We start from the raw sequence: 25,958 nt of genomic DNA on the forward strand, positions 1-25,958 counted from the left end.
GCTCGCGCGATCGGCACTTCGCCATATCCGCGTCGCGTCCAAACAGGAGTTGAAGGATCGAATCATTGAGGCAATCGACGACGTTAACCGTGAGCCTGTCGTTCATACCTGGACTTACAAGATCGACATCGCGGCATGATATGAGTCGATCCAAAGAAACGCTCTACTAGGAAGGTTCCACCTTCGTCGCTGAATAATCCGAGGGCGGGCTGGCCTTTCTCAAAAAGTTTGTGCAGCCCCTCGATCGTCGGCTCGTCACTTGTAAGAATTGGAAGGAGAGGGGCGACTGGCTCGTCGCCTACATCCCTAATTGCCGCCTCTATTTCATGGCGATCGCCTTTGGCCTTTTCTGCCTTGGCGAGCGAGGCGTCGAATGCGCGTTTGGCGCGCCGGTAGACGAGCAGGTCGCCGTCGTACAGTTCCCGCAGCGCTTTTTCCCGTTTGCGGATTGGCCATATCGCCTCGCCGTCGGCTGCGCTCTTGCGTTCGCCGGTTCCGGCCACGGATACGATATACAGAGAGAGCGGACGAGCGCTCCCTGTGGCGGGAATCTCCACGTCGGCATGTGATTGCGCCGCGAGCGATGCCGCCGCGAGAATGGGCGACGCCGCCAACGCATCGGCGCATCTCACTTTATCGATGATTGCGGACGCGGCGCTTCCCAACACCTCGCCAAGAGCGTCGATCGGGAACGGCTCGGCCGGGGGCGCATCTCGCCGCAATGGCCGTGGCGCTTCGCCATGCTGCGATTCCCGCGATTCCTGAGATTCTGACCCAACGCGGAATGGAATGCTCGGCGGGTTATATGCGCCTGCCGCGTCGCCGTTCGCAGCCGTTTTAGGGGAGAGTTTGCGGTATTCGTCCGCAAACCATTCGTCGCGCTTCGCGGGCGGCCAAGATGAAAATTCGGGGGGCGCGCCGGTCATGATGCGCCCTCGGCATTGTCAGCGGAAATCGCCTTATACACCGCGATTCCCTCAACAATGGTCGCGCGCATCTGTCGTAGCGCCATTTCGATGACGACGAGGTTTTCCGCCGACGCAGCAGCGCAGAGAGCCGCGCCCAGCGTGACGAACGAGTCGCCGACCTCGCCGAGGAAATCGAGCGACAAGAGACGTTGATCGCGTTCCCGTGAGGGAGTAAGCTCTGCGCGCTGTCTTGGAATATTGCCCGCGCCCGATGCTGCAACGTCGGGGCGGGCTTTTCTGTTCGGGGGACCGTCCATCAGGCGACCTCCCCGAGCAGTCGGCGGATTTCGCTCATACTGACGAGCGTGCGGGAGCCAAGGCGAGACAACCGGACCTCACCTTTCGAGGCCAACGCATATAAGTGCGATCTTGAGACGGACAACGCTCGGCAGGCGTCGGCGACGGAAAGCGCAAGACGTTCGTCAGCGCTCTTGCGATCCTCGCCCTTTGAATTAACGGAAGACGACATGTGCTCTGTCCCCGGCCGCCTCGGGATTGAGTCGGCTGCTTAGGGACAGAGCAAAGACGATGAAAATTACGCAGTCTATTTACGCAACTGCGCTGCGGAATTAATTTTTGCGGAGTTAATTTTGCGGAGTTTTTTTGGGGCGACCCACTTTCAGCCAAGTGTCGGGGATAACACCTTCCCGCCGTGCCTCCCGCAGTTGATTGACTCTTGTGTTTGGCTCGATTTTTCGCACGGCCGCCAGCAGTTCATTTTCCTTTGGCCGACGGTCAGAAGCTTTGTATTGATTGGAGACAGTTCGCAATGCGGCGTCCACTTTCTGTTGTGAGACGCCGTTCCCCGAAGGCAGTTCCCGCGGCTCCAAGTGCTGAAGAGCCGCAGCGCCCACAGATTGCGCCGGCCACAAACTCACAATCTTCGCCGCGTCCCGCGCCTCCACCCTCGGGAAAAACCACTCCGCATCTTGCGCCAAGCAACCTTCTTTCGGCCACAGAATCGGAGGGTCGTCGGGCGCGAAGAGATGTTCCGTCATGAACGCTTCTTTTGGGATCGGTCTGTAATTCGTGGCGATCGGCGCAGAGTCGCCGTCGCGACGATCTTCCCTTGGGCTGCGAGCGTGAATGCAAATCGTGCCGGCTTCGGCATGTCCGAAAATAAAGTCCCGGGCATCACAGTAGACAGGCGATCGCAACGCCTCGTATCGGCGCTCATCAGCGCGCTCGTCATATTCCGGGTCGACGTAGGTCACGCCGCCAACGTAGACGTTGATCCCGCCCGATAGATCGCGCGACCCCAATTCAAGCCAGCCCCGCCTTTTGGAATCTGCCGGAACGCAATTGTTGTCGCGCTCAAAAGCGATCATGTCGGCGTAGCTCATCCTCCGGCCGTATGCCAACTCGCAAATCAATTCATTGAGAGTAACTGGCTTCCTTGAGTCCATCGCGTGTCCTCGCGAATGTCCGATGGGGCGCAGGGAAACGAGTGGACATGCTCGCTTGTCGGCTGGCCGGCCTATCCCCGCGTTTGGACAGATATGGACGCACGAGGAACGACGCAAGGCGAGGCTGTGCATAGGTGCCGAGCACAATGCAAGGCTGGTTCGCGGGCCGCCGATCGACTCCGAAGACCTTGGCGATCGAATAGATGTTTTAGCCTTTCGACGAGGTGTGCGCGATTGCAACACCTTTTAGCTTTTCGAAGCGATCGGGGTCGGGCTGTGGAGGCGCCGGCCCCTATTGCAGGTGAGCCCAGCGCGTGGCGAAACGTCAATCCACAGCTTTTTTCGCGCTCCTCGTGGACAAGTTGTCGTTTAACATGCGATAAATACATCGTTTTACAACACCGACATCCTGGCGCCCGTCGGCTTAACGGTCGACGGGTTTTTTGCGTAATTCCCCGCCGGCGCGCGCCTGTTGACCGTCAGGCGTGCCAGACGGTGGCTACGGTCGCGGGCTTTTTGAGCGCTCCAAAAGAAGTGACAAGGAATAGAGAAACCGAGTGAAAAACGGATCAGCGCTCGCGATCGCGGCTGTATCGCTCATTTTATCCGGCGCGGTTTCCACAATGGCTTCGGCCACGACCGGCAATGTCCGTTGCCTTGGAGTGAATAGTTGCAAGGGTAAGTCGAATTGCCATACCCCCAAAAATTCCTGCAAGGGAAAGAACGCTTGCAAGGGTCAGGGCTGGATTTACACAGAATCGGCTGAGGCTTGCCGAGATGCTGGCGGTAAGGTTCGGGACTAGCCTACGCAGCAAGCGAGCGATGGCGTCGAGGCGTCAATCCGCCGCGTGATCGATACGACGGCGCTGCTCGCCGCGAAGCAGCCTGAAGGCGTGCGCGCTGCGGCCGTTGCGTGGTTTCGGCAAGAGCTGATCGACGGACTTTCTGACAAGCCGGAATTTCGCGGCAAAGATTTGAGCGCAGTCGCCGACGCGCTGGCGCAGAGGCTTGTGAAGCATATCGATGAAATTGAGGCGCGCGCGGCGGGGCGCGCATAATGAGCGGGATATCTGCGGAGCGGCGCGCCGAGGCTGTTGCGATGTATGCCAAGCGCAAAAACGTCCGCGTCGTCGCTGTGGCGTCCAATGTCTCGCACGAAAGCGTCAGAACATGGGTGCGTGAGGTGATGGCGGCGCCGCCATCATCGCCTGCAAAGGTGCGCGAGGCCGTGCGCGGTCCGATCTACGTGAACGGTGCAAGGCTGGGAAGATTGGCTCTTTGGACGTGATGCGCCGCGCAGCCCTGACGACTCGCTGCCACTTGCAACAATGATCGAATGCCATGAATCGCCGTCTTACGGTTCGCCTTCTGATGCTGGCTTCAGCGGACAGTTCCTTCGATTACATTTTTCATAAGAGAGAAGTGCCGTGCAGATGCCCGCGAAGGCAACCATGTGCCCCCCAGAATCTTTCACCCGAATAAACGCCCCGGTTTCAGTCTTTCGTAATTTGAGAGCTAGCTTCTCCACGTTGCACCAGGCCGCTGCAAAGTCTGGCAACGACATTTCGTCGACGACTTGTGGATCTTCCCCCGCACGAATGATTTCAAAAATGAAGTTTGGCATCAAAGCACCACTTCGCCGATGATACGGCCTGCACACTTAACTCGAACTGTTCTGAGGTGCGCCGGCGATTTCAACGCCGTCGCGCCCATGCATCAATTCGTCGCCATTTTCGTTCCGCGATATCTCCGTCGTGCTTCAAGATCATGGTTTCACCCCAGCGCGTGCGGCGCTGGAAATCAGAATGGTCTGCGGCCGCGCCGAGAGGATGAGGCCCCGCTGTCCTTGCCCAATAGCTCCATGGCATCCTCGGCAATTTCCTCAGGCTCGTTCTGCCCCTCGCCTTCCCCGGCGACAGCAAGCACAGCCCGCATCAGCGCAGTTCCGTCGAAGCTTATCCCGCGATCGGCGGCCATTCGATTGGCGGCCCGGAAGGCCTCGTCGATCAAATCCCTATGCATACCGGCTCCTTCCACGTTTTTCTCAGGTCTCGCCCTCGGATAGAAGCCTGACTGCAGATCGCCTTTAGTCAAATAAGGCGCTATGAGCCGAATTGAACCGACAATAGGGTGGCTAATTTGAATTTCCGTCATCCAAATTCCATGGCCGATCCAGCAGGATTTTCAGATCGGCGTGGCAGCGTTCGATATGCTCTCGAATGACAACTCGGTCATCATGCGTCAGAGTATCCAGCCTGATGTTGAACCACTCGCGCCGGATAGTCTCACGCAGCGATTCTATTCCTCGTATTAGCTTCTCAGCTTCGGTCATCGTATCGGTCCCTGCGGCGCTTGGCCTGCCACGCTTGCCTTGTCGCGCCTCAGAGCCAATTGGCTGGCGTCGCGTTGCATAGCGACACTTGGTTGCGCTTTTGCCCGCCGCTTCATGGTCACGGCCCTTGCTCGTGCGACGCTGTGCCTAATTGAAATTCGGTGCGCCTGCGCGCACAAATTCGCGCATGATCCGCGCACCGATTGCGAACGCTGTGATCGCATCTATTGTCGTCGCCGAGATATTGGGCGGCATGATGCTGTTGCTTCAGCACTGACGACGGGTTTTTGCGGGAGCCCGGCGAGGCCACGCTTGCCATCAAGCGACCGACGGATAGTCTGGCGCTGCTGCCTGTCGACCGGCAGGCTGCTCTGTCCTTGCCCGCGGCTTAACGGTCGCGGGCCTTTTTTCAGCTTCACGCCCGGGTTGTCCGCCATGCGTGTGATTGCCGTGGGAACAAAACCGCCGCCGAAGGGTTTGCGCCTTGGGCGGGGGGCGTCATGACAGAACAAAACCGAAGAACCGACCCGCTCGCCTGCGCACCTCTGGAAATACCCTTCGCCAGTCTCCAGCAAATCGGCAAGGAGCTACGGATTAAGCTCACCCTTATTGTCGCTGAGCCGTTGCCCGCCGAACTTCAGGCGCCGTTGCTGAAATTGGAACGGAAGCTGGAGGGGAAGTAGGCGCAGAAACCGCCGAGTCCGCCGCTAGACCATAGCCGTCAATGGTCGCGTCGAACGTAGCCGATATAGAAACATGCGGTCATAACCGCGTAAGTGGCGTCCTGATTAGCGCCATCCGCCAACGCCGGCGGGGCCCGGTCGGCGACGCGACCACAATCAAAGACGAAATATCCGTCTGAGCCGCCATTCGAGTCGAAGGTCGAGAAGCTATAGGCGGAACCGCCGCGGCCAAACTTTGTATCCAACAAACGGGCTGCCACGGTAGCCAACCCTGGAACATCGTCTTTGCCGCCGCAGGCTGAGGCATACGCCCATGCAAAGGAGTGGGACGCCAAAGTCGCGGTATCGCCGCGAACGCAATTCTTTTTGTCAACGAGCACGAGACGCGTCACCGCGCACCTCTCACAGCGATGGTTGCGGTCTTATCTCTAGCACAAGGCTTTGTTGGACGGCTACACGGCAATGAACGCCGCGACGGCCAATTCATTGCTGCAGCGCATCGGTGGCGACTTCATAGATGAGCTTTGGCCTTTCGCGCCAGCTCTCAATCGCCTTTCGAAGTTGAACCAGGGGCCTTCGTGCAGGCTATCGCCTGGCGTTGACGGCGGCATCGAGCCCCTGAATTTTTAAGGAAGTTGCATGACGATCATTCGGGGCTAGGCGAGCGCCCGAATTGGGCGCAGCTCAATTGGAGTCGCCCATGCAACGCATTGTGTCCAGTTTTAGAATCTTCGCTGCTTCGTCTGCGGTTCGGGTCCTGGGAGAATTGCCGGCGCGTGTTTTCCGGCGCGTAAGGACTGCGCCCGAGGCATTTGTCGACGCGATAGAGCGCCTTGCGAAGTATTAGGCGTTGCACTTTGAGGAACAGGAAACGCCCGCCAGTTCATCAATGTCGTGCGTTCTCGTGAACCGCTCGGCCACTGCTGACCGGGCCAAGGCATTGACGCCCCCTACAGCCCTGCAAGGGGCGAGAGCACGAAGACGCGGCGTCAATCCGTCGTGAAAAGCAAAAACGCCCCACCGCCGTTCTCGGCGACGAACTCGACGCCGGCAAGCTGGGTTACGTCGCTGACCGGATCATTTCTGTTTTGAAGAGTAAAGGTCTGAACTTGGGTCAGGCGCCCCGTTGAGACGAGGATCATCTTTCGCATTGACATAGTCGATGCCCCAAGGCCCCGTCGCATTGACCTGCACGATCGAGTCTTCATCGACGAGAACGTAATGGACTACTCCATGCGGCATAGACGCGAAACTGCCCGCCGGCAGATATTCGATGCTGACGCGGTCGGCCGACGGACCCATCCCTAATGTAATTTTGCCAGAGATGACCGTGATGGCTTCGGGGTTCGGGTGGGTGTGCGGAGGGATGCGATAGCCCTTCGGCGCCTTGAGCCGAAGCGCGAACATGCCCTCCTTGGACGGATCGCCATACAGCACCGCTGCCTCCGCACCGGTTGGCAGGTTAGGGGGCATCGGCCCCCACTTGATGTCCTGCGGCAGGAAAGCCTTATGCGTGCCCACCGTCTCGGCCACCGCCGCCGAGCCGCAAACGATACCAACGCCGGTAATGAGCACCGCTAGTTTCCGTTTCATCAGTGCCTCCTTCGGTCGCGAATTGAATCTGACGTCAGGCGTTCGCGCAAATCGGCGAAAGCCTCCTCCAGCGCGTTGACGTCCATCTCCTCGAGAGACCACTCGTCAAGAGACCACGCGCGAACGGCGTCATTCGCCAATTCGGAGTCCGTCTCTCCGTGCAGTAAATCGCGTTGGATGGCGTCGCCGTTGGCCCCGGCGGCACTCAAATATTCCTCTGCAGCGAGCGCGGCGTATTGCTGCATCGTGTCAATCAGCGTGGATTGAAAGACGTAGCTCATGGGATCCCCCTTTCGGCGCGCCCACACGGCGCGGCGCGCCGTATTCAAAACATGGGGGTAGCTTGACCGAACGACAATAGACGTCAAAGTATTTTAAGAAGTAATTTAAAAGTAATTTGATAGTTGCTCGACCGGAGCTGCTAATATTTACTTCGTTGCAAAGTTCAGGCTTTTCGTGCCTATGCGCACAATTAAGAACCGCCGGAAAGAAATAGATGCGGCCGAAGTCCGGATGCGCGGCGAGTGACGTTTGGCGTGGCTGCGTCCCCGGCAAGCAGACGGCGGAACCTGAAGGATCGCGAAGCAGAGCGCGTGTCTGGCTCTATGCCTGAGAGCGGCATCCGCCCGTCCGGCCAAGCGACGACGCTGGGGCATTCGTCGCTTGGCACGATGCAGGCTCAAAGCCCCCGCCTCAAATCATCCTTCTTGCTGTCTGCCTCCTGAGATTTCAGCCGTTCGAGTTCTTTCCGTCTATTGGCGAGGGTTAGAGCGCGACGGCTGAAGCTGGAGACAACTAAGACAACAATCACGAGGAATGCGCCCGCGGCGAGGGTAAAAAGCAAGTCTTGCGCGCTCATGTCAGCCGCCGATCGCTTCGATTGCGACAAGCGCGGCGACACGACGCCGACTGCGATGAAAAACGCCCATGTAATTTTGCAACCCCCATGAGGAAGATTGCACCCCACGCCACGCCGGTTCAAGGGGCGGGAAAAAGGAAACGCCCCGCCGTTACATCCACGGTCGGGGCGCTCTGCGCCGGCAAAGAGGAGATCAAAACCGGCGACGTGTAAAAAGCTTAATCCGTCACAACTTGCGCCGCAAATCCTCGGGCATGATCCATTCGGCAAGGCGGCGCGAGGCTCGGCTGAGGCAAAAAGCCCAACGCGCGAGCCTCAGCCGTTGAACGCGGAGCCATAACTGCGGGAGCGTGGCGTTGCTCATGCCGGCTCCTTCGCAAGCCATTGCTCCGCGTCGAACGCCTCGGCGAGGCGTTCCATTTCCTGCGCGGGGTCATTAACGAGCTGTAACACTCCTTGGCCGACAGAATCGTCTTTCCCGTCCAAGGCGCCTTCCACCGCGGCGACGACGCCCCACATGCGGCGCGTCATGTTGTTAAGCTCGTCGTCGAACTGGCCGGGAGTGATCGGGTCGTCTTCGTCGGCATTGTAGAAAAGGCGCGCCGCCTTCGCGATGGCCGTGGCGCGTTCGGTTTCGATGCAGCTAAAAACCCGCATCGTCAGTTCACGGTCAACGCCGGCCTCGCGAAGCGCTTCGACTATCGCGCCAGGGCGCTCGTGCGCCTCGGTTGTGGTATCTTTGGTCTTAGCCATGATGCGAACCTCTATCCTTCGCGTTGTGGTAGGCCGGGTTTGGCGCTCCACCGCCTCGCCCGGCCGCTTTATCAGGCGGGACCTCCGCCCGATTTCGAGCCCCTCAAGGGGGCAATGTTCGATTGCTCCACGATCCCGAGCGCTGGTAGAGCGCCGCGAACGGTCTCCGCGACATAACTCGGCGCCAGATGCGCATAGTGCTTCTCAGTCATGCGCGTGTCAGCGTGCCCGAGTTGCGCGGCGATGACGCCCATCGGCACGGCGCGCATGGCGAGCGCGCTCGCATAGCTGTGCCGCAGAATGTGAAAAGTCGCCGCTGGCGTGATCTTGGCGCGTCTGCTCGCGGCATCGAGGGGGCGTTGCTGATGCGACGGTCCCCATGTCGCGCCGTCGTCGCGGACGAAGATCGGGTCGCGTCCTGTCTTGCCCGCTGTCAGCGTTGCAAAAAGGTGCTGACCTTCGTCGGTGAGCGCCACATGGCGAGGTTTGCCTGCTTTGCTCTCGCGGACTGCGATCGTTCCGGTCTCGCGACTGAAGTCGCTGGCGCGCATCCGCGTTAATTCGCCATAACGACAGCCGGTTAGAAGCGCCGCCCGCACAAGGTCGCGGAAGGGTCCGTCGCAGGCGTTCACAAGCCGACGTGACTCGTCGTCAGTCAGGAACCTGATTATTGGAGCGTCGGCCTCACGGAATGGCTTCACCTTGCGCCATGCGTCATCGCTGGCGACCCGCCCCTCATGGAAAGCGTGATTGAGCGCCGCCTTTAAGACGGTAAGCGTCCGGTTGGCTGTCGAGCGTCGTGCGCGCACCGCGTCAGTATCTTTCGGATCGATCGCGACAGGCTTGCGGCGCTTTCTCGTCATGCGGCCGGTGCGGGCTAGCTTCGGCGCGGTCGCCAAGGCGGATTGCCAATCCCGAAGACGCTTGGTTGTGAGCTTGGCTACTTCGGTTTCGCCCAGGTGGGGCAGTATCCGGGCGCTGGCGGCTGCGCGATCCTTCGCGAGGCCCTTGGAGCCTTTGCGCTCTCGCTCGGCGAAATAAGAGTCCAATGCCTTGGCGACGGTATAGGGTCCGTCTTCCGGGGCGAACTCACCCGCCAGCTCTCTCGCCTTCCGTGCGAAGAACGCTCGCGCCCGCTCTTGCGCTTGCTGGATTGTGAACACCGTGAGGCCGTCCGCGTCGCGGGCGTCGTCGGCGGCTCCCAAAGCCTCGTAATTCTGCTTGCCGCTTTCGTCGCGCAGTCGGGCGACCCATGTCCCGCCTTTAGAGCCGCGCCTGTAGCCAACAGCGCAGCCCGCCGAAATGACGGTCCAATAGGGCTCGCGCCGCTCCGCGAGCTTCGCGCGGGCCGAACGGGTGTCAATCTTCGCGTTTTTGACTGTCCGGGCCATTTTCGCGCGCCCTCGATTCCGTATACGGACATTATACGGAAAAGGCGTGCGCGGACAAGTGCGGATAGCTGCGGACAGAAAACATAGGAAAACCAGTTATTATATCACAACCGCGTGTCCACCAGCGTCCGCCAAAGTGTTGGTTATCCCTCTCTCACGGCGAAAACAGGGGTTCGAGTCCCCTAGGGAGCGCCATTTGCGTATAAAACTGCGAACACCCTTGCCGATTTGTTCTCCGGCCATGACGGCCTGTTCGAGGCTGACCTTGGAGCCGTGGATGCGAATGACCTTGTTGTCCACTTCGATCGCGTCGACGATCGAACGGAGATAGGCCTTCCGGAACGTGGTGTCGCCGGTGGTTATCCGCTCTCGCATGAAAGCGCTGAAGCGCTCGACCTGATCCGCATCCAACGTGAGCTGAGGCGCAAGCTGAACCTTGATGCGCTCCAAGGCCGCCCTGGCCCGGTCGCGATCCGATTTGAGCGCGGCGAGCCGGTCCGCCAGCGTCTCGTCGATATCCGTGAGGCCATCCTCGACCAATTTGTAGAGCCGGCAAAGCTTTTCGTCGGCCTGCGCGATCTCCTGTTGTAGGACGCGCGCCCGCTCCTGGACTTCGGCGTCGTTCGACGCGCGCTTTTCAGCTAGGGAGGTCAGAAGGCCGGCCAAACGGGTTGGGCCGAGCAACCGATCTGCGAGATGGGTTGTCACCAGTCCGTCGAGCCGATCCATGGCGATGGAGCGGCCTTTGCAGCCCGTCTTGCCGATCCGCGCGGCTGTCGAGCACGAATAATAACGGTGCACCTTGCCAGATTTTGACGTCCCGGTGCGCAACGTCATCGCGCCGCCGCATGTCGCGCAGTGCGCCAGGCCTGTGAGGAGGATCGGCCCCGTGACGACGCGCGGCGGCAGGATGCGCGGATCGCGCGCTTTCAAGCTCGCCTGAGGCCTGTCGAAAACAGGCTGTACGATGATCGCCGGAACCGCAACTTCGATGATCTCATTTGCGGGCTTGGCTCTCCCTGTCTTGGCTTCGCGCTGATTGAAGCGCCAACTCCCGGCGTAGACAGGATTGGTCAGTATCTTGTGGACCGAAGCGACGCCGAAACGGGCGCCAAGCCGTGTCCGTAGCCCTTTAGCATTCAACGCCTTGGTCACCTCCTTGACGCCCATCGGGCCTCTGCCGCCATCGCCTTCGAGATAGAGGCGGTAGATCAACCGCACCGTCTCGGCTTCGACAGGATCGATGACGAGCTTTTTCTTGGTGCGGTGACCGCGCTTGTCGACTTCGCTCAGCGCATAGCCGAGCGGCAGGCGCGAGCCATTGTAGAAGCCTTGGCGGGCGTTCTCCTTCATGGCGCGGAGCACATGCTTGCCGTTCTCGCGGCTCTGATATTCGTCGAAGAGGGCGATGACCTGCCGCATCATGACCTGCGCGGGGTCGTCGCCAAGCTCCTGAGTGATCGAAACCAGTCGCACGCCATGTTTAGCGAGTTTCCTGACGTACATCTCCAACCCAAAGGCTTCGCGAAAGAAGCGCGAGAAGGAATGGACGACGATGGCGTCGATCGGATGATCGTCGTCGCAAGCGCGCTCGATCATGCGCTGGAACTCGGGCCGGTTGTCGTCCATGGCGGAGGCGCCCGGTTCGACATATTCGGCCACCACTCGCCAGCCTTGGCGGCCGCAATAGGCGCTGGTCTGCGCCTGCTGGTCAGGAATGGACAGATCGACCTCCGCCTGTCGCGTGGTTGAAACGCGCAGATAGAGAGCGGCTCGAACAGGGTCGGTCATGTGGAGCTCCCAGGCTCTATCGAAAGCTCAATGACGCGGTCGAAGAAAGGCGTCGAGCATGTCGCCGAGATACATTTCCAACACATCGACTTCGGCCGCGGTAACGGGAATATCTTCGGGCCAATCGTCGGTGACGGCGATTTCGCCAGCGGCGTTGATCGTTCTCGAAGCCGAATCATACCGCCTCAGTCCGCCAACGCCATCGCCATTTGCGTTCCCGCGGGCGGAAACTTGTTGATGCGCGCGACGAGGATGAGCCATGCCGAAACCATGGCGGCGGATCGTCGCCAATTGAACGGCCCAATTCTCCGACACAGCGCGAAGCGCAGTTTGGAGAAGGATTGGAAATGCCCGCGAACGACAGCGGGGCTTCGATCCTTCGCGGCGTCGTCATGGCGGCTGGGAACGCGCGCGTTGAAGGCCGCAGGGATCAGATTCTCGCAAGTTGCGCGGCCGAAAAAGAGCGAATAATCGTTAGGTTTTCGGCAAAATCATCGCACTGGAGTGTGGCCATGAGCGTTTTTGGAGGCGAGCGTGCAAGGTTTGGATCAACTGCCGGCGTTCGCATGCTGAAGAAAAGCGACGGAGTGCGCACTTTCACACGACACGACTTGCGAGCGGCGATTTATAATTGTTGCCCGGCGCTGTCTCGAGCCGAGGCTCGCAAGATTTTCGATGAGACCTTCGATGAACTGGCCGACGCGCTTGTTCGCGGCGAACCGGTCAAGCTGCGCAATTTTGGAACGTTCAACCTCCGCGCCAAGCGGCAGCGCACCGGACGCAACCCCAAGACCGGGGCGGAGGCGGTCATTAGCGCTCGCAGGGTCGTGACCTTTCACCCGTCGCCGGCGCTTCTTACGCAAATGAATCAAGACTCTGCCGACTGCCTTCCCAATTGAGCAACGATCGCTCAAATGCCAATTCCCCGCGACCGGGTGAAGTCCCATGAGATTCCCGAGTTTCGGACGACGCCGCTGATCTGGCGTCCGAGGCGGTCATCCATGACCGGTCGCCAGGGCACGAGCGTGAACTCGTAGGCGTTCTCGATGACGGCGTATTTGCCGGAAACGAGACTAGTCGTGCCGGTGAAGACGCCCGAGATGCGCTCGCCTTCCGCTTTCATTTTGAAGGGGGCGTGCTTGTCCGCCGCCATGGATTTGCCGACGCGTTCGATCTCGCTCCTCTCCAGTCGGGCGACCAGGTCTCCCGGCACGCGGATGACGTTATCCGGCGTACGCCGGGCGTGGCCCATTTCGACAAGCATCTCTCGGCGTTGTTTCATCGCCCGGTCGACGTCGGCGCCAAATCCGGCGCGCACGATGGGAACGCGTCTGGACGACGTCATCTCCCGGTCGAGCCAGGTGGCGCCGTCGGTGCCGATCTGGGACTCGAGATCGAGACTAGAAAGGACACGCAGCGTCATGCGTCCGCGCCGCTGGGCGTCATAGTCGGCCGCGCGCTGCTCGAAGTCAGGCGGCACGCGCCAATGGTCGGCGTCCAGCCGCTCCACGATCCCCGCCCGGCGCAGCGCCTCCAGTCGCCGCACATGGCTCTCGACATAGGCGTCGTTGTCGCCGCCCGGAACGCGGATGCGGCTTGCCTCGGCGATCGCGCGGTGGATGCTGGGGCGATAGTCGCCTGAGTCGCCGGCGAGCTGGGCGATGTTGCGGTCCGCCGGTCGCGGCCCGGCGGGCGCAGGGGCGATCTCGACGATTGATCCGATGGACGCCTCCTCGGCGGCGTTGGACATTGCCTCGGAGCCGAGCGCGACATGATGGACGCGCCCGTCGACGCCGTCGACGACGAGGCCAAGTCGCTCGCCAAGTTCATCGGTCAGCCGCTTGTCGATCACGCGGCCTGTGATCCGGGCCGTGGCCTCCTCCCCGTGAAGGGAGTAGCTTTCCAGGGCGCGCTCTTCTCCCCGCGCCTTTAGCGCCCTGTTGATCGCCTTGATGATGTCGCCGCGCCCACTGAGTTCCCGCAGCGTCGGCTCCAACTCGTCAGACAGTTTCCACACGCCCGGCTCGCTCTCCGTGGCGAGGCCATAGCGCGACAGCGTCTGCAATCTGCCGATGCGCAGCGTTCGATCGAAGTCGGCGCGGACCTGACCGGCTTCCGGTCGCAAGTTGAGCGTTCCCTCGCCGGCCTCGGCGAGCATCGCCCGATCGATCCGGGTGAAGCGCTCGGCAGTGATTTCCGCCGTGAGTTTCGATCGCAGTTCAAGGTCGGTCTCCGGTCCCAATTCCAGCGTCGCCAGCTCCTGCGCGCGCAGCCTAATTCCGTCCGTGATGTAGTCCTGGGCGATGACCAGATCCTTGCCGGCTTCGTCCTTGCCTCGGATGACGACATGGCTATGTGGATGGCCGGTGTTGAAGTGGTCGACCGCGACCCAGTCGAGCTTCGTTCCGAGGTCCTCCTCCATCTGCTTCATCACATCGCGGGTGAAGGCGCGAAGGTCGGAAAGCTGATCGCCGTCTTCGGGCGCGACGATGAACCGAAACTGATGCCGATCCTCGCGCCCGCACTCCAGAAACTCACGACCATCCGCGGCGTCAGTATCCGCTCCGTAAAGCCTCCCTTTCTTTCCTTCCCGGTCGGTTCCGTCCCGCTGCAAATAACGCAGATGCGCGTCGGCTCCCTTGCTCCCGAGTTTCAACCTGACGATCCGCGCCTTCACGACGACGCGCCGCATCCGCTCGCCCGGCTCGCGCTGCTGGGCCACAAGCTTCAAACGATCGGCCGCCGCCTGTCCCCGACCGATGCGGCAACATCTCCCTTTCCGGTGTCGACTCGCCGCACCATCGCGTCGCCGATCGGAGCGACCGCCGCGCTTCGGCGCCGGCCCGATCTCGGCGCCCTTCGTCTTCGTCACGGCCTTCATCACCTGCGCGAACAAGGAACGCGGTCGCCGCGATGGCGAACCGCCTCGATCACGGATTTTCCCGGCGCGGAGTCGAAGGTCGGAAGTGTCGTCGCTGCTCATGCGCAAGAGCTCGCGCCGGCGCGCCTGCAAAACAAGCGCAAATCCGCGCAGCTCGCATCATGGCGTTGAAAAAGAAACGATAAGCGAAAGCGCCCACACTGCAAAAAGTCTCATGGCCGGCAAATAACAATGTGCAGACAAAACCTTACAGGCAAGCGGCACGCTTGCTTTAATCTTGCCCTCTCAATCGGGTGCATTTGGCAAGACGTTTTCGACATCGTCGTCTCTCCGATATATCACGACATTCTACTCTGGTCTTTTCTGCACTGAGAAGCTCGTTGACAGGCGAGAGTTCTGGCGCGCCGTGCACTCTTCCGCGCTCATCGATGGCTTGTTTTTTGTCACTCGGCGGCAACAGCCAAACGACATCGGATCCGCCGCGGTGCATATTGCCATCGGATTCATGGGGCACCGTCACAGGCATTCCGGCGTGGTCCGGACGACCGGCCACAGGCAACGTATGGCCTGCCCCGACTGCAAGCGTTGTGTTCAAAATCGACCTCACAATCTGCATCAACGTATCCGGCCTCGACGTAGATTGTCCGGCCAAGATGGAGAGTCGCGCGCGCGGTTCCTGATAAGATACGCGGCCTCGAATGGGCCCTTGCCTGATGACAGGTTTACCGAACGCCGATCGATTGTTGGGCCATCTTTGTCACGCCACCCGCAGACTTCTTGCAATCGGAATGCAGCTTGGCGGCATTTCCGTTGTCATTCCTATAGCCGTCAGGCGGCTACCAGACGGGCATCGAATATGCGCGCCGACCGCGCAACGGCCCATATGATCCGAGCCAGTTTGTTCGCCAGGGCGACGACAACGACGTTGCGTTTCACCCGTTCGAGCAATGCGCGAAGCCAGCTCCCGGGACGAGTCTCGCTCTTTGCCAAACTCGGCAATGCCGAGCGAGCGCCGTGGATCAGTAAGATGCGCAAATAGCTACTCCCTCGTTTCGTAATTCCGACGAGCCGGGGCTTCCTCCAGTCGTCACTTGACGGGGGACGAGCCCGAGCCACGCAGCGAAGTCGCGCCCTTTCGCGAACGCCGACCCACGCCAATTGCGGCGCCGATTGCCGTGGCGTTGATGACGCCGACGCCGGGAATCGACAGCAGGGAGCGTATTATTTCGTTGCTTCGGCTCAATTCGGCGAACTCACGGTCGAATGCTGCGATCCGCTTATCAAGTTCCCGAAGCTCGAGCATCAGGTCACTCACGAGCTGCTGCATACGGGGGCTCAGGCCGCGCGCGTTTGGCAGTTCTTCCCGCAACCATCGATCCAGCTTTGTTCGGCCTTTGGGAATAACCAAGCCGCGCTCGAAAAGAACTGCCCGCAGCTGATTGATGAGAGCGGTTCCTCCCCCGACGAGACGGTCTCTCGTGCGGTGGAGCGACTGGAGATCGAGCTGTTCTCGCTCTTAAGTGTACCGAACTGCATCGTCGGCCTGGTCGCGGCTTCCGCGATTCCTTCGGCGTCCCGGTCATCGTTCTTCTGCGCCTTAACGTAGCACTTGACGTATTCAGGCGGCATCAATCTGACCGTGTGCCCTAGAGCCGCAAATTGACGTCCGAGGTGATGGGTTCCGCAGCATGCCTCCATGCCGATGGTGCACGGCGCAAGCTTCTCGACCAATTGCGCCTGCGGCGAAGAACGACTTCGCCTTTTTCGTCGAGTCCAACGAGACGACCGCGAGCTTGCGGGCGACGGCGGCGGTCGCTTGCGCCGGCAACCGCGTTTCGCCAACATCAATCCCCAAGCTTTGAGCTTGTCCTTGAATCGCGTCGGCGACTTCATTCAGCGACGCGTCGAATAGCAAACGTATGATCTCTACACGCTCTCTTTGGAGGTGAAATTTCTCGACACATACGGTTCCATCGGAGATGGGAGGATCTCCGGTGGGTTCGAAACGATCCCAGAACACGGCACGGCGCGCGTATTGGTCGAGCATGTTGAAGTGTACGCCGAGGCGCTACGTCACCCCGACCGCTCCGCGCGCCCCAATGCGTCGACTCGCCATGCGATTTAGGGGCATGCTCAAAAGCAAGAGCGTTGGCAAGCTCGGCGTCTGGCTGAAAGACGCCCAGAAGTCGGGCCTCTAATGCGATGCAACGTTTTGCTTGCACGCTGCAGAGACACATCGACGCGCTGAGAAGTGCGATCACTGAGCCTTGGAGCAACGGCCAGACGGAAGGACAGATCTATCGGCTGAAAGCGCTCAAGCTCACGGTGTCACACAGCCTTCACCGATCCAGAATAGGATCGACAGGGCGCTGACAGAAATTATCCGGGGCACATGTCACGAGGTTCCTGAACGAGGCAGAGCGCTCCAGAGGAGGCGATGAGCCCCAAATCGCCGCCAACGGATCATTTGCAAAGCTCGGCCTTGTCTGAAACGCCAGATGGGCACATATTTTCGCAAGGTCGGCCGCCATTTGGGCAGTGTCGGCTTGGTGGAGACATGACAATGATCGAAACATTGATAGGACTGATCTTTCTCGTCATCATCATCGGCGTTTTTGGTGGGCCGCGACGACCTTGCTCCGTATCATTCCTCTCGCGGAGCCATTTCGGACTGTTGTTAACGTGCTCGTCGTTTTGGTCGGGGTGTTCATTGTTCTTTATGTGGCGCAGATGTTCCTGACGGCAGCCGGCATTAAAGTGCCATGGCCTAAGTTTGGCGAAGCGAAGTCAATACACTCGATTATTCGGGCCTGACCGATCTGTTCATACTGACATGCGCAGCCGAAACCGCTCGAAATGTGGCTGACTAGCCTCCTAACCTCGGTCGGGGGTTAGGGGCACCGCCCATCCGGAGGGCGTGCGACGAACGACCATCTGATACGCAGAAGGGGATTCTTCCGGGCGCCCCACTTCCTAAGATCGTCTCGTCATCAATGCTTTGCTTCGTCATCGACTTGAGCATGGACTGGGATCGCGTCGATGACGCGCTTTCCAGCGGAAAGAACTTCAGGCCGCCGCCGACATTTTCCGCGCGAGCGCAAGCGGGCTAAGATGGGTAAAACTTTAGCGCGTTGCGTTAAAGTAGACCTAAACCTGCATGATTGGCGCGGGTTCGAGAGGAGAAACGGTCATGTCGCGACCGTTGGCGCGCGTGGCGCTCGGAGTTCTGATAGGCGCGGCGGGCGTCGCGCTATTGGGCCCGCACATAGCGCGACGCACACGTCCGGCCGCGAAAGCCGCGCTGAAAGCAGCGCTGGCAGCAATACGTGAGGCGCGGATCCGGGGCGGCGAAATCGCCGAAGCCGCCGAGGATCTCTACGCCGAGGCAAAGGCCGAGGCCGAGACCGAAGCCGCGGGGGGCGCGGCGCCTGTCGCAGAGCCCACGGCCGCGGCCGTTCTTGAAAAAATCAATTCCCCTATTTCCCATCGACCCGAGGTAACGGTCATGACAAAGCAACAGGGACTCGACGGCCGCCATCGGGACAAGAACGGCAGAATCAGCAAGAAACATGGCAATGCGCTTATATCCACATTGCGTCAGACCTATGGGGCCGGATTCGCCCCGGGGCGGTCTGACGATGAGAGATTGGCAGATGTTCTGCACGACCTCGACGAGCCGTCTCTCAGTCATCTGATCCATGATCATCGCGCGTCGAAGTCAGTGATGAATATGAAAGCTGTCGACGCATGGGTTGATGCTGTGGGCCAAAGCTAAAAGCGCCACGCTTTTCGACGAGTTTCCCGCAGCCGAATAGATTTGCGCCGCCTGGTGATGAAGCTTGGCGGAAGACGCGCCGGAACTGAGCGCGCGGTCGCTCCATTGGACGGCGTCGGCGAAACGACCGGCCCGAAAGTAGGCCCAGGCCAGCGCCGACTGCGTCGAAAAATTCTCGCGCAGCGCGATGTCCTTAAGCGCCCAGATCGTCGCATTCACGCCATCCTCGGCGACGTCGGCGTAATAATCGACCAGATGGTGGTAGTAATGGACGTCGCCAGACTGCGCCGAGCGCAGATAGGCCGCGAGCGCTCTTCCCTTCCAAATCTTTGCGGTCTCCTCGCGTCCCGCGAGGTCGTATAACTCGCCGATCGCTTGCGCCAAGTCCGCGCGATCGGCGCAGGCCACAATGTCTTCCAACAGCGCGGCCGCTTCCAGATAGCGCCCCTGCGCGCCCCATAATTCGGCGATGTGTTCCTTGACGAACCAGTAGCCCGGATAGGATTTGTCCGCCCGGGCATAGCGGCTCTCGGCCTCCTTGTAGCGTCCGCGTTGGAAATCCATCAGTCCGATTTGCGTCTCGAGCCAAGCGAAGTTTCGCATCTGCTTTGCGGTCAGCTGGTCTTCGGCTTCCTCGTAAAGAAGCGCGGCGCTCGCGTCGTCGCCCATCTTGAACAGGAAATGTGCGAGACGCGCGAGGCCGTCCCAGCTTCGCTCCTCGACGATCAATTCGTCGTAACCTGCACGCGCGGCATCATAGCGCCCCTCCTGAAAGGCGAGATCTGCAGCGAGCATGCGCGCCTCCCGACTGTCGCGCACCAGGGGCGCAGCCGAGAGCGCGGCGCGCACGTCGTCCAGGCGATGGAGCTTAAAGGCGACATTGGCCTTGAGCAGATGGAGGTCGGAGGGATCGGCGAGAAGCGCGATGGCCTTGTCCAACAGGCTATCAACAGTCGCGAGCTCCTTTAAATCGCCCGCGACGGCGGCCTTCTGATACCGCCGCCAAGCATATCGGGTGATCTGTTCGGCGTCGCCTGAGCGATCGAGCGCATGATCGCCCATCTCATCCAGCGCCTGCTCGATCCGGCGCATCTCCGTGTCATATCCTTCAGGTGTTTCAACCAGGGAGATCATGCTCAGCTCCACCTCCGATTGGGCGATCTCTTGGGATCGCTTCACGCCTCATTGCCAGCGAGGCGAAGCGAAGCAATCCGAAAGCCGAGACCGGTTTGCTTCAGTGAGCGCTCGCGGTTACCAAGGCTCGGCCAGATAGGGGAAACTCGTCAAAAACGCCTTGTCGTTTTTCATGGGATTGGGCGGCGTTTTCGGCTCAATCGGCGCACTCTGCCAAAGCGCCGGGTCGTTGAGCAGCTCGACATGATATTTCTTCTCGTTCAGCGTTGCGGTCATGTCGAGGAAGAGCGAGAGGAAGCGGGTCGCCACCTGGTCTTCCAAGCGCCGGCCAAAAGGCCATGTGCCGGTCGTGTCCATGTCGATCGAATTCACATTGGGAATGAAAACGTCGACCGGCCGACGCAACGGGATCGGCAGGCCCTTAGGATTCCATGAGTCGTCAGGCATGTTGAGTTCCTGGAACAGCATCTTCTTCACGCGCGGGAAGGCCTCGATGACGGTCGTATAGGTGCGGTGGACCGATATCGGCGAATTGTCGTGGTCGAAGGCGCTGGCGAGCCCGAGCGCGGTGATCGACGGGCCGAAGCCCCAGCCGAGATGGCCGAGCCGCCTGACGAAATGCGGCGCGAGCCAGAAATTATTCGCCCCGAGCTGGCGGTTATCCTCTCGTTCGCTCAACGCGGCATCGGCGAACGCCTGTCCGTCGGTGTCGACGAGCTTGTATTTTTTCAGCTCGTCGTCGAGCGTCCAGGCGTCGAGCAGCACATGCGGGTGCTCGAGCCAGAACGGATCGTCGGGGATGGTCTCGATCTTGTTCGCCGCCTTCAACACCCAGCTCTCGCCCCAGGTGTTGACGATACGGTGCTGCGCCGGATTGTCGGTGAGGAAGGCGAGCGGAATTTCAAGGATGATCGCATTGCAGTTTTGACCCGCGCGCGCATCACTGCCGGAATAGACGAAGCGGAAATTGCCCTTGGCGTCCTTCTTGAATGTCGTGCCCTTCCACTCATAGGGCCCAGGCGGCAGCTCCTTCTTGAACCCATTGCCCCAGTCGGGAAAGGCGGGATCATAATTGAAGAGATCATTGCCTTCGAGTTCGATCAGCGTCTTTGGAATTTTCAGCTCGCGCAACTCGGGCAGCGAGTGCGGCACATGATAATATTGCGGCGCATAATTGATGGAGCGGAAGAACCCCGGCAGATCGTTGAAGAAAGCGTCGTCGCGCCCCCCGATGAAAGCCTGGATGACGTGGCCCTTTGGCGATCTCAGCGTCGTGTTGGCGTTGGCGTCGATCACCTCAGAGAAATCGCCGCCCGGAAAGTTGAAGAAGCGGATATGGGCGCGATTGTCGCGGTCGACGGTTACGCGGATCTCCGCGGGTTTGAGAACGCTGAGGTATTTCGACTTCACGCCGTCGAGATATTTGAGCAGGCCCTCGAGACTTTGATCGTCCTTGCCCGGCCGCTCGATGCGTTTGTCCGGCGCGATCAAAATGCGATAGAGCATGTCCGTATCAAACACGCCGGCGTCGGGGACGGACGCGAAAGTCAGCGCGATGACGACCTTCTCGCCGCCATCCTTATCGTCGGAAGGGAAGCCGAATATGTCGTAGAGATCGGCGGCGCTGACATCGATGTCGGAAAAAATCGAATTTACGGCATTCGGGTCGTTGTGGTCGGCCATGGACGGGCCCTCCTTAAAAAAATTTCTTGGGACAGCCGGCGAGTTGCAAAAAAATTGGCGCCGCCGCCAAACTTCGGCCCCGCCGCGATGAAACCGATGCGCGCCTCTCATTTGCGTCGCGCGCGAGACGCTTACAAAAACAATCGCCGTCTTTTTTGGTTCCAGTTTCCCGCAAAGATTCTGCTGCCTAATTCGCGTCCTGGGACGGGGGCGGGGATGCCCCGTCGCATCGATGCAACTTTGGCGAGCGCTCACCCTTCCGGCCGCTGGTCGAAGCTCCTCTCTGCTCCGATCCGGTCGAACGGATGTTTTATGGGTTCGCCCTCAGGGCCTGCGCGACCTATCGAACCATTGATAAAAGCCCTTTTTGGCGAATTGCACAATCGCCAAATAGGCGACCGCCATTGCGGCGAGGATCAGATAAAATTGACCCGGCGGCGGCACGAATCCGAAATAGGACGCGAGCGGGCTGAACGGCAGCAGTGCGCCGATGAGGACGATCGCGCAGGACGTAACGGCAAGGACGGGATTTGCGCGACTCTTAAACGGGTTTGCGCGCGTGCGAATAATGAAGATCACCAAAACCTGAGTGGACAGCGATTCAACGAACCAGCCGGTGCGAAACAAACTCTCGTCGGCGTTCAGCACGACCAGCAGGATGTAAAACGTCAGAAAGTCGAAGACGGAGCTGATCGGACCGATGACCAGCATGAAGTTGCGAATAAAGGTCATGTCGAGAATTTGCGGCCGGCGCAGGTCTTCGACGTCGACCTCGTCCAAGGGAATCGGCACTTCCGAAATATCGTAAAGGATGTTGTTGAGAAGGATTTGCGTCGGCAGCATCGGCAGGAACGGCAGCAGGAGCGATGCGCCCGCCATACTGAACATGTTGCCGAAATTCGAGCTGGTTCCCATCATGATATATTTCATGATATTGGCGAATGTCCGGCGACCCTCCAAGACGCCTTCGTGGAGCACGTGCAAATCCTGGTCGAGGAGGATCATGTCGGCCGCTTCCTTGGCAACGTCGACAGCCGAATCGACCGATAGACCGACGTCGGCCGAGTGCAGGGACGGCGCGTCGTTAATTCCATCCCCTAAATATCCGACGACGTGATCGCGCGCTTTCAGCGCGAGAATGACCCGATCTTTTTGCGCAGGATTGACTCGGCAAAAGAGATTCGTCTGCTCCACTCTGACGCGCAGCGCCGAGTCGTCCATGTCGCCGATCTCCTTGCCGGTCAGCACGCCCTCAACGGGGATATTTAAGCTGGCGCAGACATGCTGAGTGACCAATTCACTGTCGCCGGTCACGATCTTTACCGTCACGCCGCTTGCGGCGAGGGCCGCGAGCGCAGGCCCGGCGCTGGTTTTGGGAGGATCGAGAAATCCCGCGAACCCCTCGAACACCAACTCCGCCTCGTCGCCGACCACGGCATGCGGGTGGTCGAGCGGAACGCGGCGCCAGGCGATGCCCAGGAGCCGAAAGCCGTCTTTTTCGAGGGCGATGCGCTGGCCGCTGATCTGCGCGAGCGCCGAGGGTTCAAGCGCGCGCTGCGCGTCATTTTGCGAATCCTGATAGAGATTGCAGAGTGCGATGATTTCCTCTGCGGCGCCTTTGACCACCAGCAATCGTTCTCCGCCCTTTTCAAGGAGCACGGAGACGCGCCGCCTCTCGAAGTCGAATGGAACTTCGTCGATCTTCTTCCATTCATGCACGTCGATATTTCGATGGTCGAGGATCGCGTCGTCGAGCGGGCTCTTTAAGCCCGTCTCAAAAAAACTGTTCAGATAAGCGAGTTCGAGAACCCGGTCGCTGGGCCTCCCGGCCGCGTCCACATGCCGCTCCAGCCTTATCTTCGCTTCGGTCAACGTGCCGGTCTTGTCCGTGCACAGAATGTCCATCGACCCTAGATTTTGGATGGCGGTCAATCGTTTGACGATGACACGCCGCTTCGCCATGTGCAGGGCGCCACGCGACAAGGTGACTGACACCACCATGGGCAACAACTCGGGGGTAAGCCCCACGGCAAGAGCGACGGCGAAGAGGAACGACTCGAGCCACGGCTTGTGCAACAAGGCGTTGACTAGGACAACGAACAACACGAGAAGGATCGTGAGACGCATGATGAGCAAGCCAAAGCGATGCGTCCCGATCTCGAAGGCCGACGGCGGCGGCTGACGCCTGACGCGATCGGCGACGGCGCCGATCGCCGTGTCGGCACCGGTTTTCACCACGCGTATCTTGGCGCTGCCGCTGATCACGCTGGTTCCCATGAACACGGCGTTGGCGGCGTCCTGAATATCGGTTGCGTCGGCCTCAACCGGCCCCGGCCGTTTCTCGACGGGATAGGGCTCGCCGGTTAGCAGCGCCTGCTTGACGAATAGATCGCGCGCTTCCAAAACCAATCCATCGGCGGGAATCATGTCGCCAGCGGACAATATGACGAGGTCGCCCGGAACGACGTCGGCGACGGGCGCCTCGACCTCTCGGCCATCGCGAACGATGTTGGCGCGCACCGAGACCGACTGACGCAATCGCTCCGCGGCTTTGCCGGCGCGATGCTCCTGAAAAAAGTCGAGCGTGACGCTGAACAGCACGATCGCGGAAATGATCACAAAATTGGCGACTTCTCCCGTGAACGCCGAAATCGCGCTGGCGACGAGCAGCAGAATGACGAGCGGATTCCTGAAGCGCGAAAGAAATTGCAGGAACAAAGGCTGCTGTTGACGAACGTCGAAGCGATTGGGGCCGAACTCGGCGAGACGCGCGCGCGCCTCGGCGCTCGTTAAACCGGTCGCCGCGGTCGCATTGTGCGGGGCGCCCGCTTTGAAGGAGAGCCACCAGGCGGAGTCGTCACGCCGTGCCTTCGAAGAAGCGCTGGTCCTCTCCCGCATTAAAAATCGGCGTCGCAACCAGAGGATTGCAATAAGCGCAAAGTAGCCGGCCAAAAAGTAATAGAGAAATCGAGGAATTTCCGAAGCAACTGCGGTCGAGGCGACGGCGACGTCAGCGACATTCATTGCGCGGCGCTTTCTCAAGGAGCCGCATGCGGTCGCGTCGCGGGTCGGCTCACGCGATGCGCAGGGAGGTCATGGGCTCGAAATCATGGGCTCGAAAGTCTGTCGGCCAGTCGGGATTTGCTGGGAAAGAGCGCCCAGCGTCAAGCTGGCGCGCCGATCCGTGCTTTGTATCATTAAGGCGCTATGCGTGATCCTGCGACTCCCGCGCGGCGACCTCGCGCTCCTCCTTTGCTCTCGTCTCTCGCGTGCTCAGCGCATATTTGCGACAATGTTCCAAGTAAGCCCTTTCATGTATGCCGAGTAGCTCGACGACCGCTTTCCATAGCCAAGTGGGCGCATCGAGCTGTGACGTGCGATTGCGTTCGAGGTCGGTCAGCCAAGCCTTCCTCGACGAGGCGTCCAATTGGCGGCTGTGCGCCTTGCCGACAACTGCGGCAAGATAAGCGGCGATTCTGACCGCCTCCAGGTCCGTCAACTTCTCGACTTCGACTTTGAGATCTTGCGGAAGCAGCTCTCTGACAAAAACCGGCTTGCCCAGCAGGCTCGTCGCACGGGCGCGTTTGCCCAAATAAGGCGAAAGATATCGCGCGCCTTCCACCATACGTTCCGCTTGGTCGAGCGGCATTTTGGCGCCCTTTGCGCGTGGCGCGGCGGCGGTCTTCGCCTCTTTGAAATCCATCAGGCAATATTGTTTGTCCGATCGACGATTGCCCACAGACAGTAGGGCTGCGTATCTCAGCAGCCCAAGCGAGCTACAGCCTTTCATCCAGTATGCAGCGTCCTGAAGCTTGACGGCCGCGTCGTCATCGCGCGATCCAAGCATGGTCGCCAGGCGCCTGATTTCGTCGCTCTGGGCAAGTTGTGTGAGTTGGTCATTTTCCTGTTTGGAGATGGGCCAGAAGCGCCGGCCTAAGGGGATTTGCGGCTTTGGGCCATTGATGCGTTCATTCGCCAATGTTTTCCACGTCGCACCGGACGACTGTCGAATGATAAGCCGGACCGTGTCGGGAGCCTCGAGGTCGCTTTCCACGTCGAAATCCGGCGCGAAGGACTTCTCATAGCCCTCCATCATGGCTTCCAACATGAGCGCGGTCGTCACGCCGGGCAGGTCAGAGCCGCGAGCCGCGGAAGCGAGAGAAAGAGCGAGGCGCAAGAGATCGTGCGCCGGGTTGCCAATGACAGTCTGATCAAGATCTCTGATCTGAATTTCAATGGCGCCACGGTAGTTCGCGACCGGGCCGAGATTTCCAACATGACAATCGCCGCAAATCCAAATCGATGGCCCTTCCGGAATTGCGCCCGCCTTGATTTGGTCCAGCCATTCATAGAATTTTACGGTGGACCCGCGCACGTAACGATGCGCTGAGCGCGCCATTTTTAGGTTTCGTGTGCTCTCCAAAATTGCCGAGCGTTGCTTCGGTTGCGGATATTTCGCCTTGCTTTGCATGAGCCTTCGCCGAGTTGCTTTTCACGCAAGATCCAACAAGTTTCCGAGTAGTTCCAATTTGTAATGATCGCGCAAGGTCGATGACCCCAAGCGCGCCATCGGCTTCCGCAACTCGGCCGCGTTAGCAAGCAATAGACAATATGAAACAATGCAAACTGTCTAGATGGCGCAACGGGTCGCCGGCGCGACGCTGGCATGGAGTCCGACTCAAACCTTCTGGTAACGGCATAATTCCGTT

24 protein-coding genes and 2 pseudogenes are annotated in these 25,958 nt (G+C 59.9%); 6 read left to right on the forward strand and 20 right to left on the reverse strand.

All coding sequences use genetic code 11. The features are described 5' to 3' along the window. Positions 1-139 (forward strand): annotated as a pseudogene (locus QZ964_RS01865) (IS630 family transposase); the annotation flags it as partial. Here the strand turns inward: QZ964_RS01865 and QZ964_RS01870 are convergent. The 4 genes from QZ964_RS01870 to QZ964_RS01880 all read right to left on the reverse strand — a co-directional run bounded on the left by QZ964_RS01870 (position 84) and on the right by QZ964_RS01880 (position 2,311). Next, on the reverse strand, positions 84-722 hold the full coding sequence (locus QZ964_RS01870; RefSeq protein WP_292528304.1) for a DUF3987 domain-containing protein: 639 nt from the start codon (positions 720-722) through the stop codon (positions 84-86). The pseudogene QZ964_RS01865 and the gene QZ964_RS01870 overlap by 56 nt on opposite strands. A 200-nt stretch (positions 723-922) precedes the next feature. Continuing rightward, positions 923-1,225: a hypothetical protein gene (locus tag QZ964_RS01875; protein WP_292528306.1), complete on the reverse strand. Its 303-nt coding sequence runs from the start codon at positions 1,223-1,225 to the stop codon at positions 923-925. Further along, the gene (locus QZ964_RS21455; protein WP_367119194.1) at positions 1,225-1,437 is read right to left on the reverse strand and encodes a helix-turn-helix domain-containing protein; all 213 of its coding nucleotides are present in this window, start codon (positions 1,435-1,437) and stop codon (positions 1,225-1,227) included. The genes QZ964_RS01875 and QZ964_RS21455 overlap by 1 nt, the downstream gene beginning before the upstream one ends. Before the next feature lie 115 nt (positions 1,438-1,552). Next, a complete protein-coding gene (locus tag QZ964_RS01880; protein ID WP_292528308.1) occupies positions 1,553-2,311 on the reverse strand; it encodes a hypothetical protein in 759 nt (252 codons plus the stop codon). Between the two features lie 911 nt (positions 2,312-3,222). Between QZ964_RS01880 and QZ964_RS01885 the strand changes: the two genes are divergently transcribed. Then, positions 3,223-3,432, forward strand: coding sequence for a hypothetical protein (locus QZ964_RS01885; protein WP_292528309.1), 210 nt, complete (start codon positions 3,223-3,225; stop codon positions 3,430-3,432). After that, positions 3,432-3,662: a helix-turn-helix domain-containing protein gene (locus QZ964_RS01890; RefSeq protein ID WP_292528311.1), complete on the forward strand. Its 231-nt coding sequence runs from the start codon at positions 3,432-3,434 to the stop codon at positions 3,660-3,662. The genes QZ964_RS01885 and QZ964_RS01890 overlap by 1 nt, the downstream gene beginning before the upstream one ends. 66 nt (positions 3,663-3,728) lie before the next feature. Here the strand turns inward: QZ964_RS01890 and QZ964_RS01895 are convergent, their stop codons facing one another. From QZ964_RS01895 to QZ964_RS01905, 3 genes are all read right to left on the reverse strand, one after another. Continuing rightward, positions 3,729-3,998, reverse strand: coding sequence for a hypothetical protein (locus QZ964_RS01895; RefSeq protein WP_292528312.1), 270 nt, complete (start codon positions 3,996-3,998; stop codon positions 3,729-3,731). A 176-nt stretch (positions 3,999-4,174) separates the two neighbouring features. Further along, on the reverse strand, positions 4,175-4,528 hold the full coding sequence (locus QZ964_RS01900) for a hypothetical protein (protein WP_292528314.1): 354 nt from the start codon (positions 4,526-4,528) through the stop codon (positions 4,175-4,177). Then, entirely contained in the window at positions 4,509-4,706 is a 198-nt protein-coding gene (locus QZ964_RS01905) for a hypothetical protein (protein ID WP_292528316.1), read from the reverse strand. The genes QZ964_RS01900 and QZ964_RS01905 overlap by 20 nt, the downstream gene beginning before the upstream one ends. A 500-nt stretch (positions 4,707-5,206) precedes the next feature. Here QZ964_RS01905 and QZ964_RS01910 point away from each other — a divergent pair, with 500 nt between their 5' ends. Beyond that, positions 5,207-5,389, forward strand: coding sequence for a hypothetical protein (locus QZ964_RS01910; protein ID WP_292528318.1), 183 nt, complete (start codon positions 5,207-5,209; stop codon positions 5,387-5,389). Between the two features lie 1,077 nt (positions 5,390-6,466). On the opposite strand, the gene QZ964_RS01915 is transcribed toward QZ964_RS01910, so the two are convergent. The 7 genes from QZ964_RS01915 to QZ964_RS01945 form a co-directional block, all read right to left on the reverse strand. Then, positions 6,467-6,982 carry a cupin domain-containing protein gene (locus QZ964_RS01915; RefSeq protein ID WP_292528320.1) on the reverse strand — a complete coding sequence of 172 codons (516 nt, stop codon included), beginning with the start codon at positions 6,980-6,982 and terminating at the stop codon, positions 6,467-6,469. Continuing rightward, positions 6,982-7,263 carry a hypothetical protein gene (locus QZ964_RS01920; RefSeq protein ID WP_292528321.1) on the reverse strand — a complete coding sequence of 94 codons (282 nt, stop codon included), beginning with the start codon at positions 7,261-7,263 and terminating at the stop codon, positions 6,982-6,984. The genes QZ964_RS01915 and QZ964_RS01920 overlap by 1 nt, the downstream gene beginning before the upstream one ends. Positions 7,264-7,661: 398 nt before the next feature. Then, on the reverse strand, positions 7,662-7,841 hold the full coding sequence (locus tag QZ964_RS01925) for a hypothetical protein (RefSeq protein ID WP_292528323.1): 180 nt from the start codon (positions 7,839-7,841) through the stop codon (positions 7,662-7,664). A gap of 360 nt (positions 7,842-8,201) precedes the next feature. Beyond that, a complete protein-coding gene (locus tag QZ964_RS01930; protein WP_292528325.1) occupies positions 8,202-8,594 on the reverse strand; it encodes a hypothetical protein in 393 nt (130 codons plus the stop codon). Between the two features lie 71 nt (positions 8,595-8,665). Beyond that, on the reverse strand, positions 8,666-9,985 hold the full coding sequence (locus QZ964_RS01935) for a site-specific integrase (RefSeq protein ID WP_292528326.1): 1,320 nt from the start codon (positions 9,983-9,985) through the stop codon (positions 8,666-8,668). 99 nt (positions 9,986-10,084) lie between these two features. Then, entirely contained in the window at positions 10,085-11,776 is a 1,692-nt protein-coding gene (locus QZ964_RS01940) for a recombinase family protein (protein ID WP_292528328.1), read from the reverse strand. Between the two features lie 27 nt (positions 11,777-11,803). After that, on the reverse strand, positions 11,804-12,091 hold the full coding sequence (locus QZ964_RS01945) for a hypothetical protein (protein ID WP_292528330.1): 288 nt from the start codon (positions 12,089-12,091) through the stop codon (positions 11,804-11,806). A gap of 251 nt (positions 12,092-12,342) precedes the next feature. On the opposite strand from QZ964_RS01945, the gene QZ964_RS01950 reads away from it, so the two are divergent. Then, complete coding sequence (locus tag QZ964_RS01950) at positions 12,343-12,675, forward strand: integration host factor subunit alpha (protein ID WP_292528332.1); 333 nt, start codon at positions 12,343-12,345, stop codon at positions 12,673-12,675. An 11-nt stretch (positions 12,676-12,686) separates the two neighbouring features. Here QZ964_RS01950 and QZ964_RS01955 read toward each other — a convergent pair whose 3' ends face one another. Continuing rightward, the gene (locus QZ964_RS01955) at positions 12,687-14,657 is read right to left on the reverse strand and encodes a DUF3363 domain-containing protein (protein WP_367119196.1); all 1,971 of its coding nucleotides are present in this window, start codon (positions 14,655-14,657) and stop codon (positions 12,687-12,689) included. An 828-nt stretch (positions 14,658-15,485) separates the two neighbouring features. Next, positions 15,486-16,438: pseudogene (locus QZ964_RS01960) on the reverse strand (IS110 family transposase); the annotation flags it as partial. 1,724 nt (positions 16,439-18,162) lie between these two features. On the opposite strand from QZ964_RS01960, the gene QZ964_RS01965 reads away from it, so the two are divergent. Further along, positions 18,163-18,432, forward strand: coding sequence for a hypothetical protein (locus QZ964_RS01965; RefSeq protein WP_292528368.1), 270 nt, complete (start codon positions 18,163-18,165; stop codon positions 18,430-18,432). On the opposite strand, the gene QZ964_RS01970 is transcribed toward QZ964_RS01965, so the two are convergent. The 4 genes from QZ964_RS01970 to QZ964_RS01985 form a co-directional block, all read right to left on the reverse strand. Further along, positions 18,376-19,566 carry a hypothetical protein gene (locus QZ964_RS01970; RefSeq protein WP_292528335.1) on the reverse strand — a complete coding sequence of 397 codons (1,191 nt, stop codon included), beginning with the start codon at positions 19,564-19,566 and terminating at the stop codon, positions 18,376-18,378. The genes QZ964_RS01965 and QZ964_RS01970 overlap by 57 nt on opposite strands. A gap of 117 nt (positions 19,567-19,683) precedes the next feature. Beyond that, complete coding sequence (locus tag QZ964_RS01975; RefSeq protein ID WP_292528337.1) at positions 19,684-21,249, reverse strand: hypothetical protein; 1,566 nt, start codon at positions 21,247-21,249, stop codon at positions 19,684-19,686. A 324-nt stretch (positions 21,250-21,573) separates the two neighbouring features. Then, the gene (gene mgtA, locus QZ964_RS01980; protein ID WP_292528339.1) at positions 21,574-24,273 is read right to left on the reverse strand and encodes a magnesium-translocating P-type ATPase; all 2,700 of its coding nucleotides are present in this window, start codon (positions 24,271-24,273) and stop codon (positions 21,574-21,576) included. A gap of 181 nt (positions 24,274-24,454) precedes the next feature. Then, on the reverse strand, positions 24,455-25,720 hold the full coding sequence (locus QZ964_RS01985) for a DUF2252 family protein (RefSeq protein WP_292528340.1): 1,266 nt from the start codon (positions 25,718-25,720) through the stop codon (positions 24,455-24,457). Between the last annotated feature and the right edge of the window lie 238 nt (positions 25,721-25,958).

Origin of the sequence: Methylocystis sp., from assembly GCF_021731785.1 — a bacterium.
Classification (GTDB): Bacteria; Pseudomonadota; Alphaproteobacteria; order Rhizobiales; family Beijerinckiaceae; genus Methylocystis.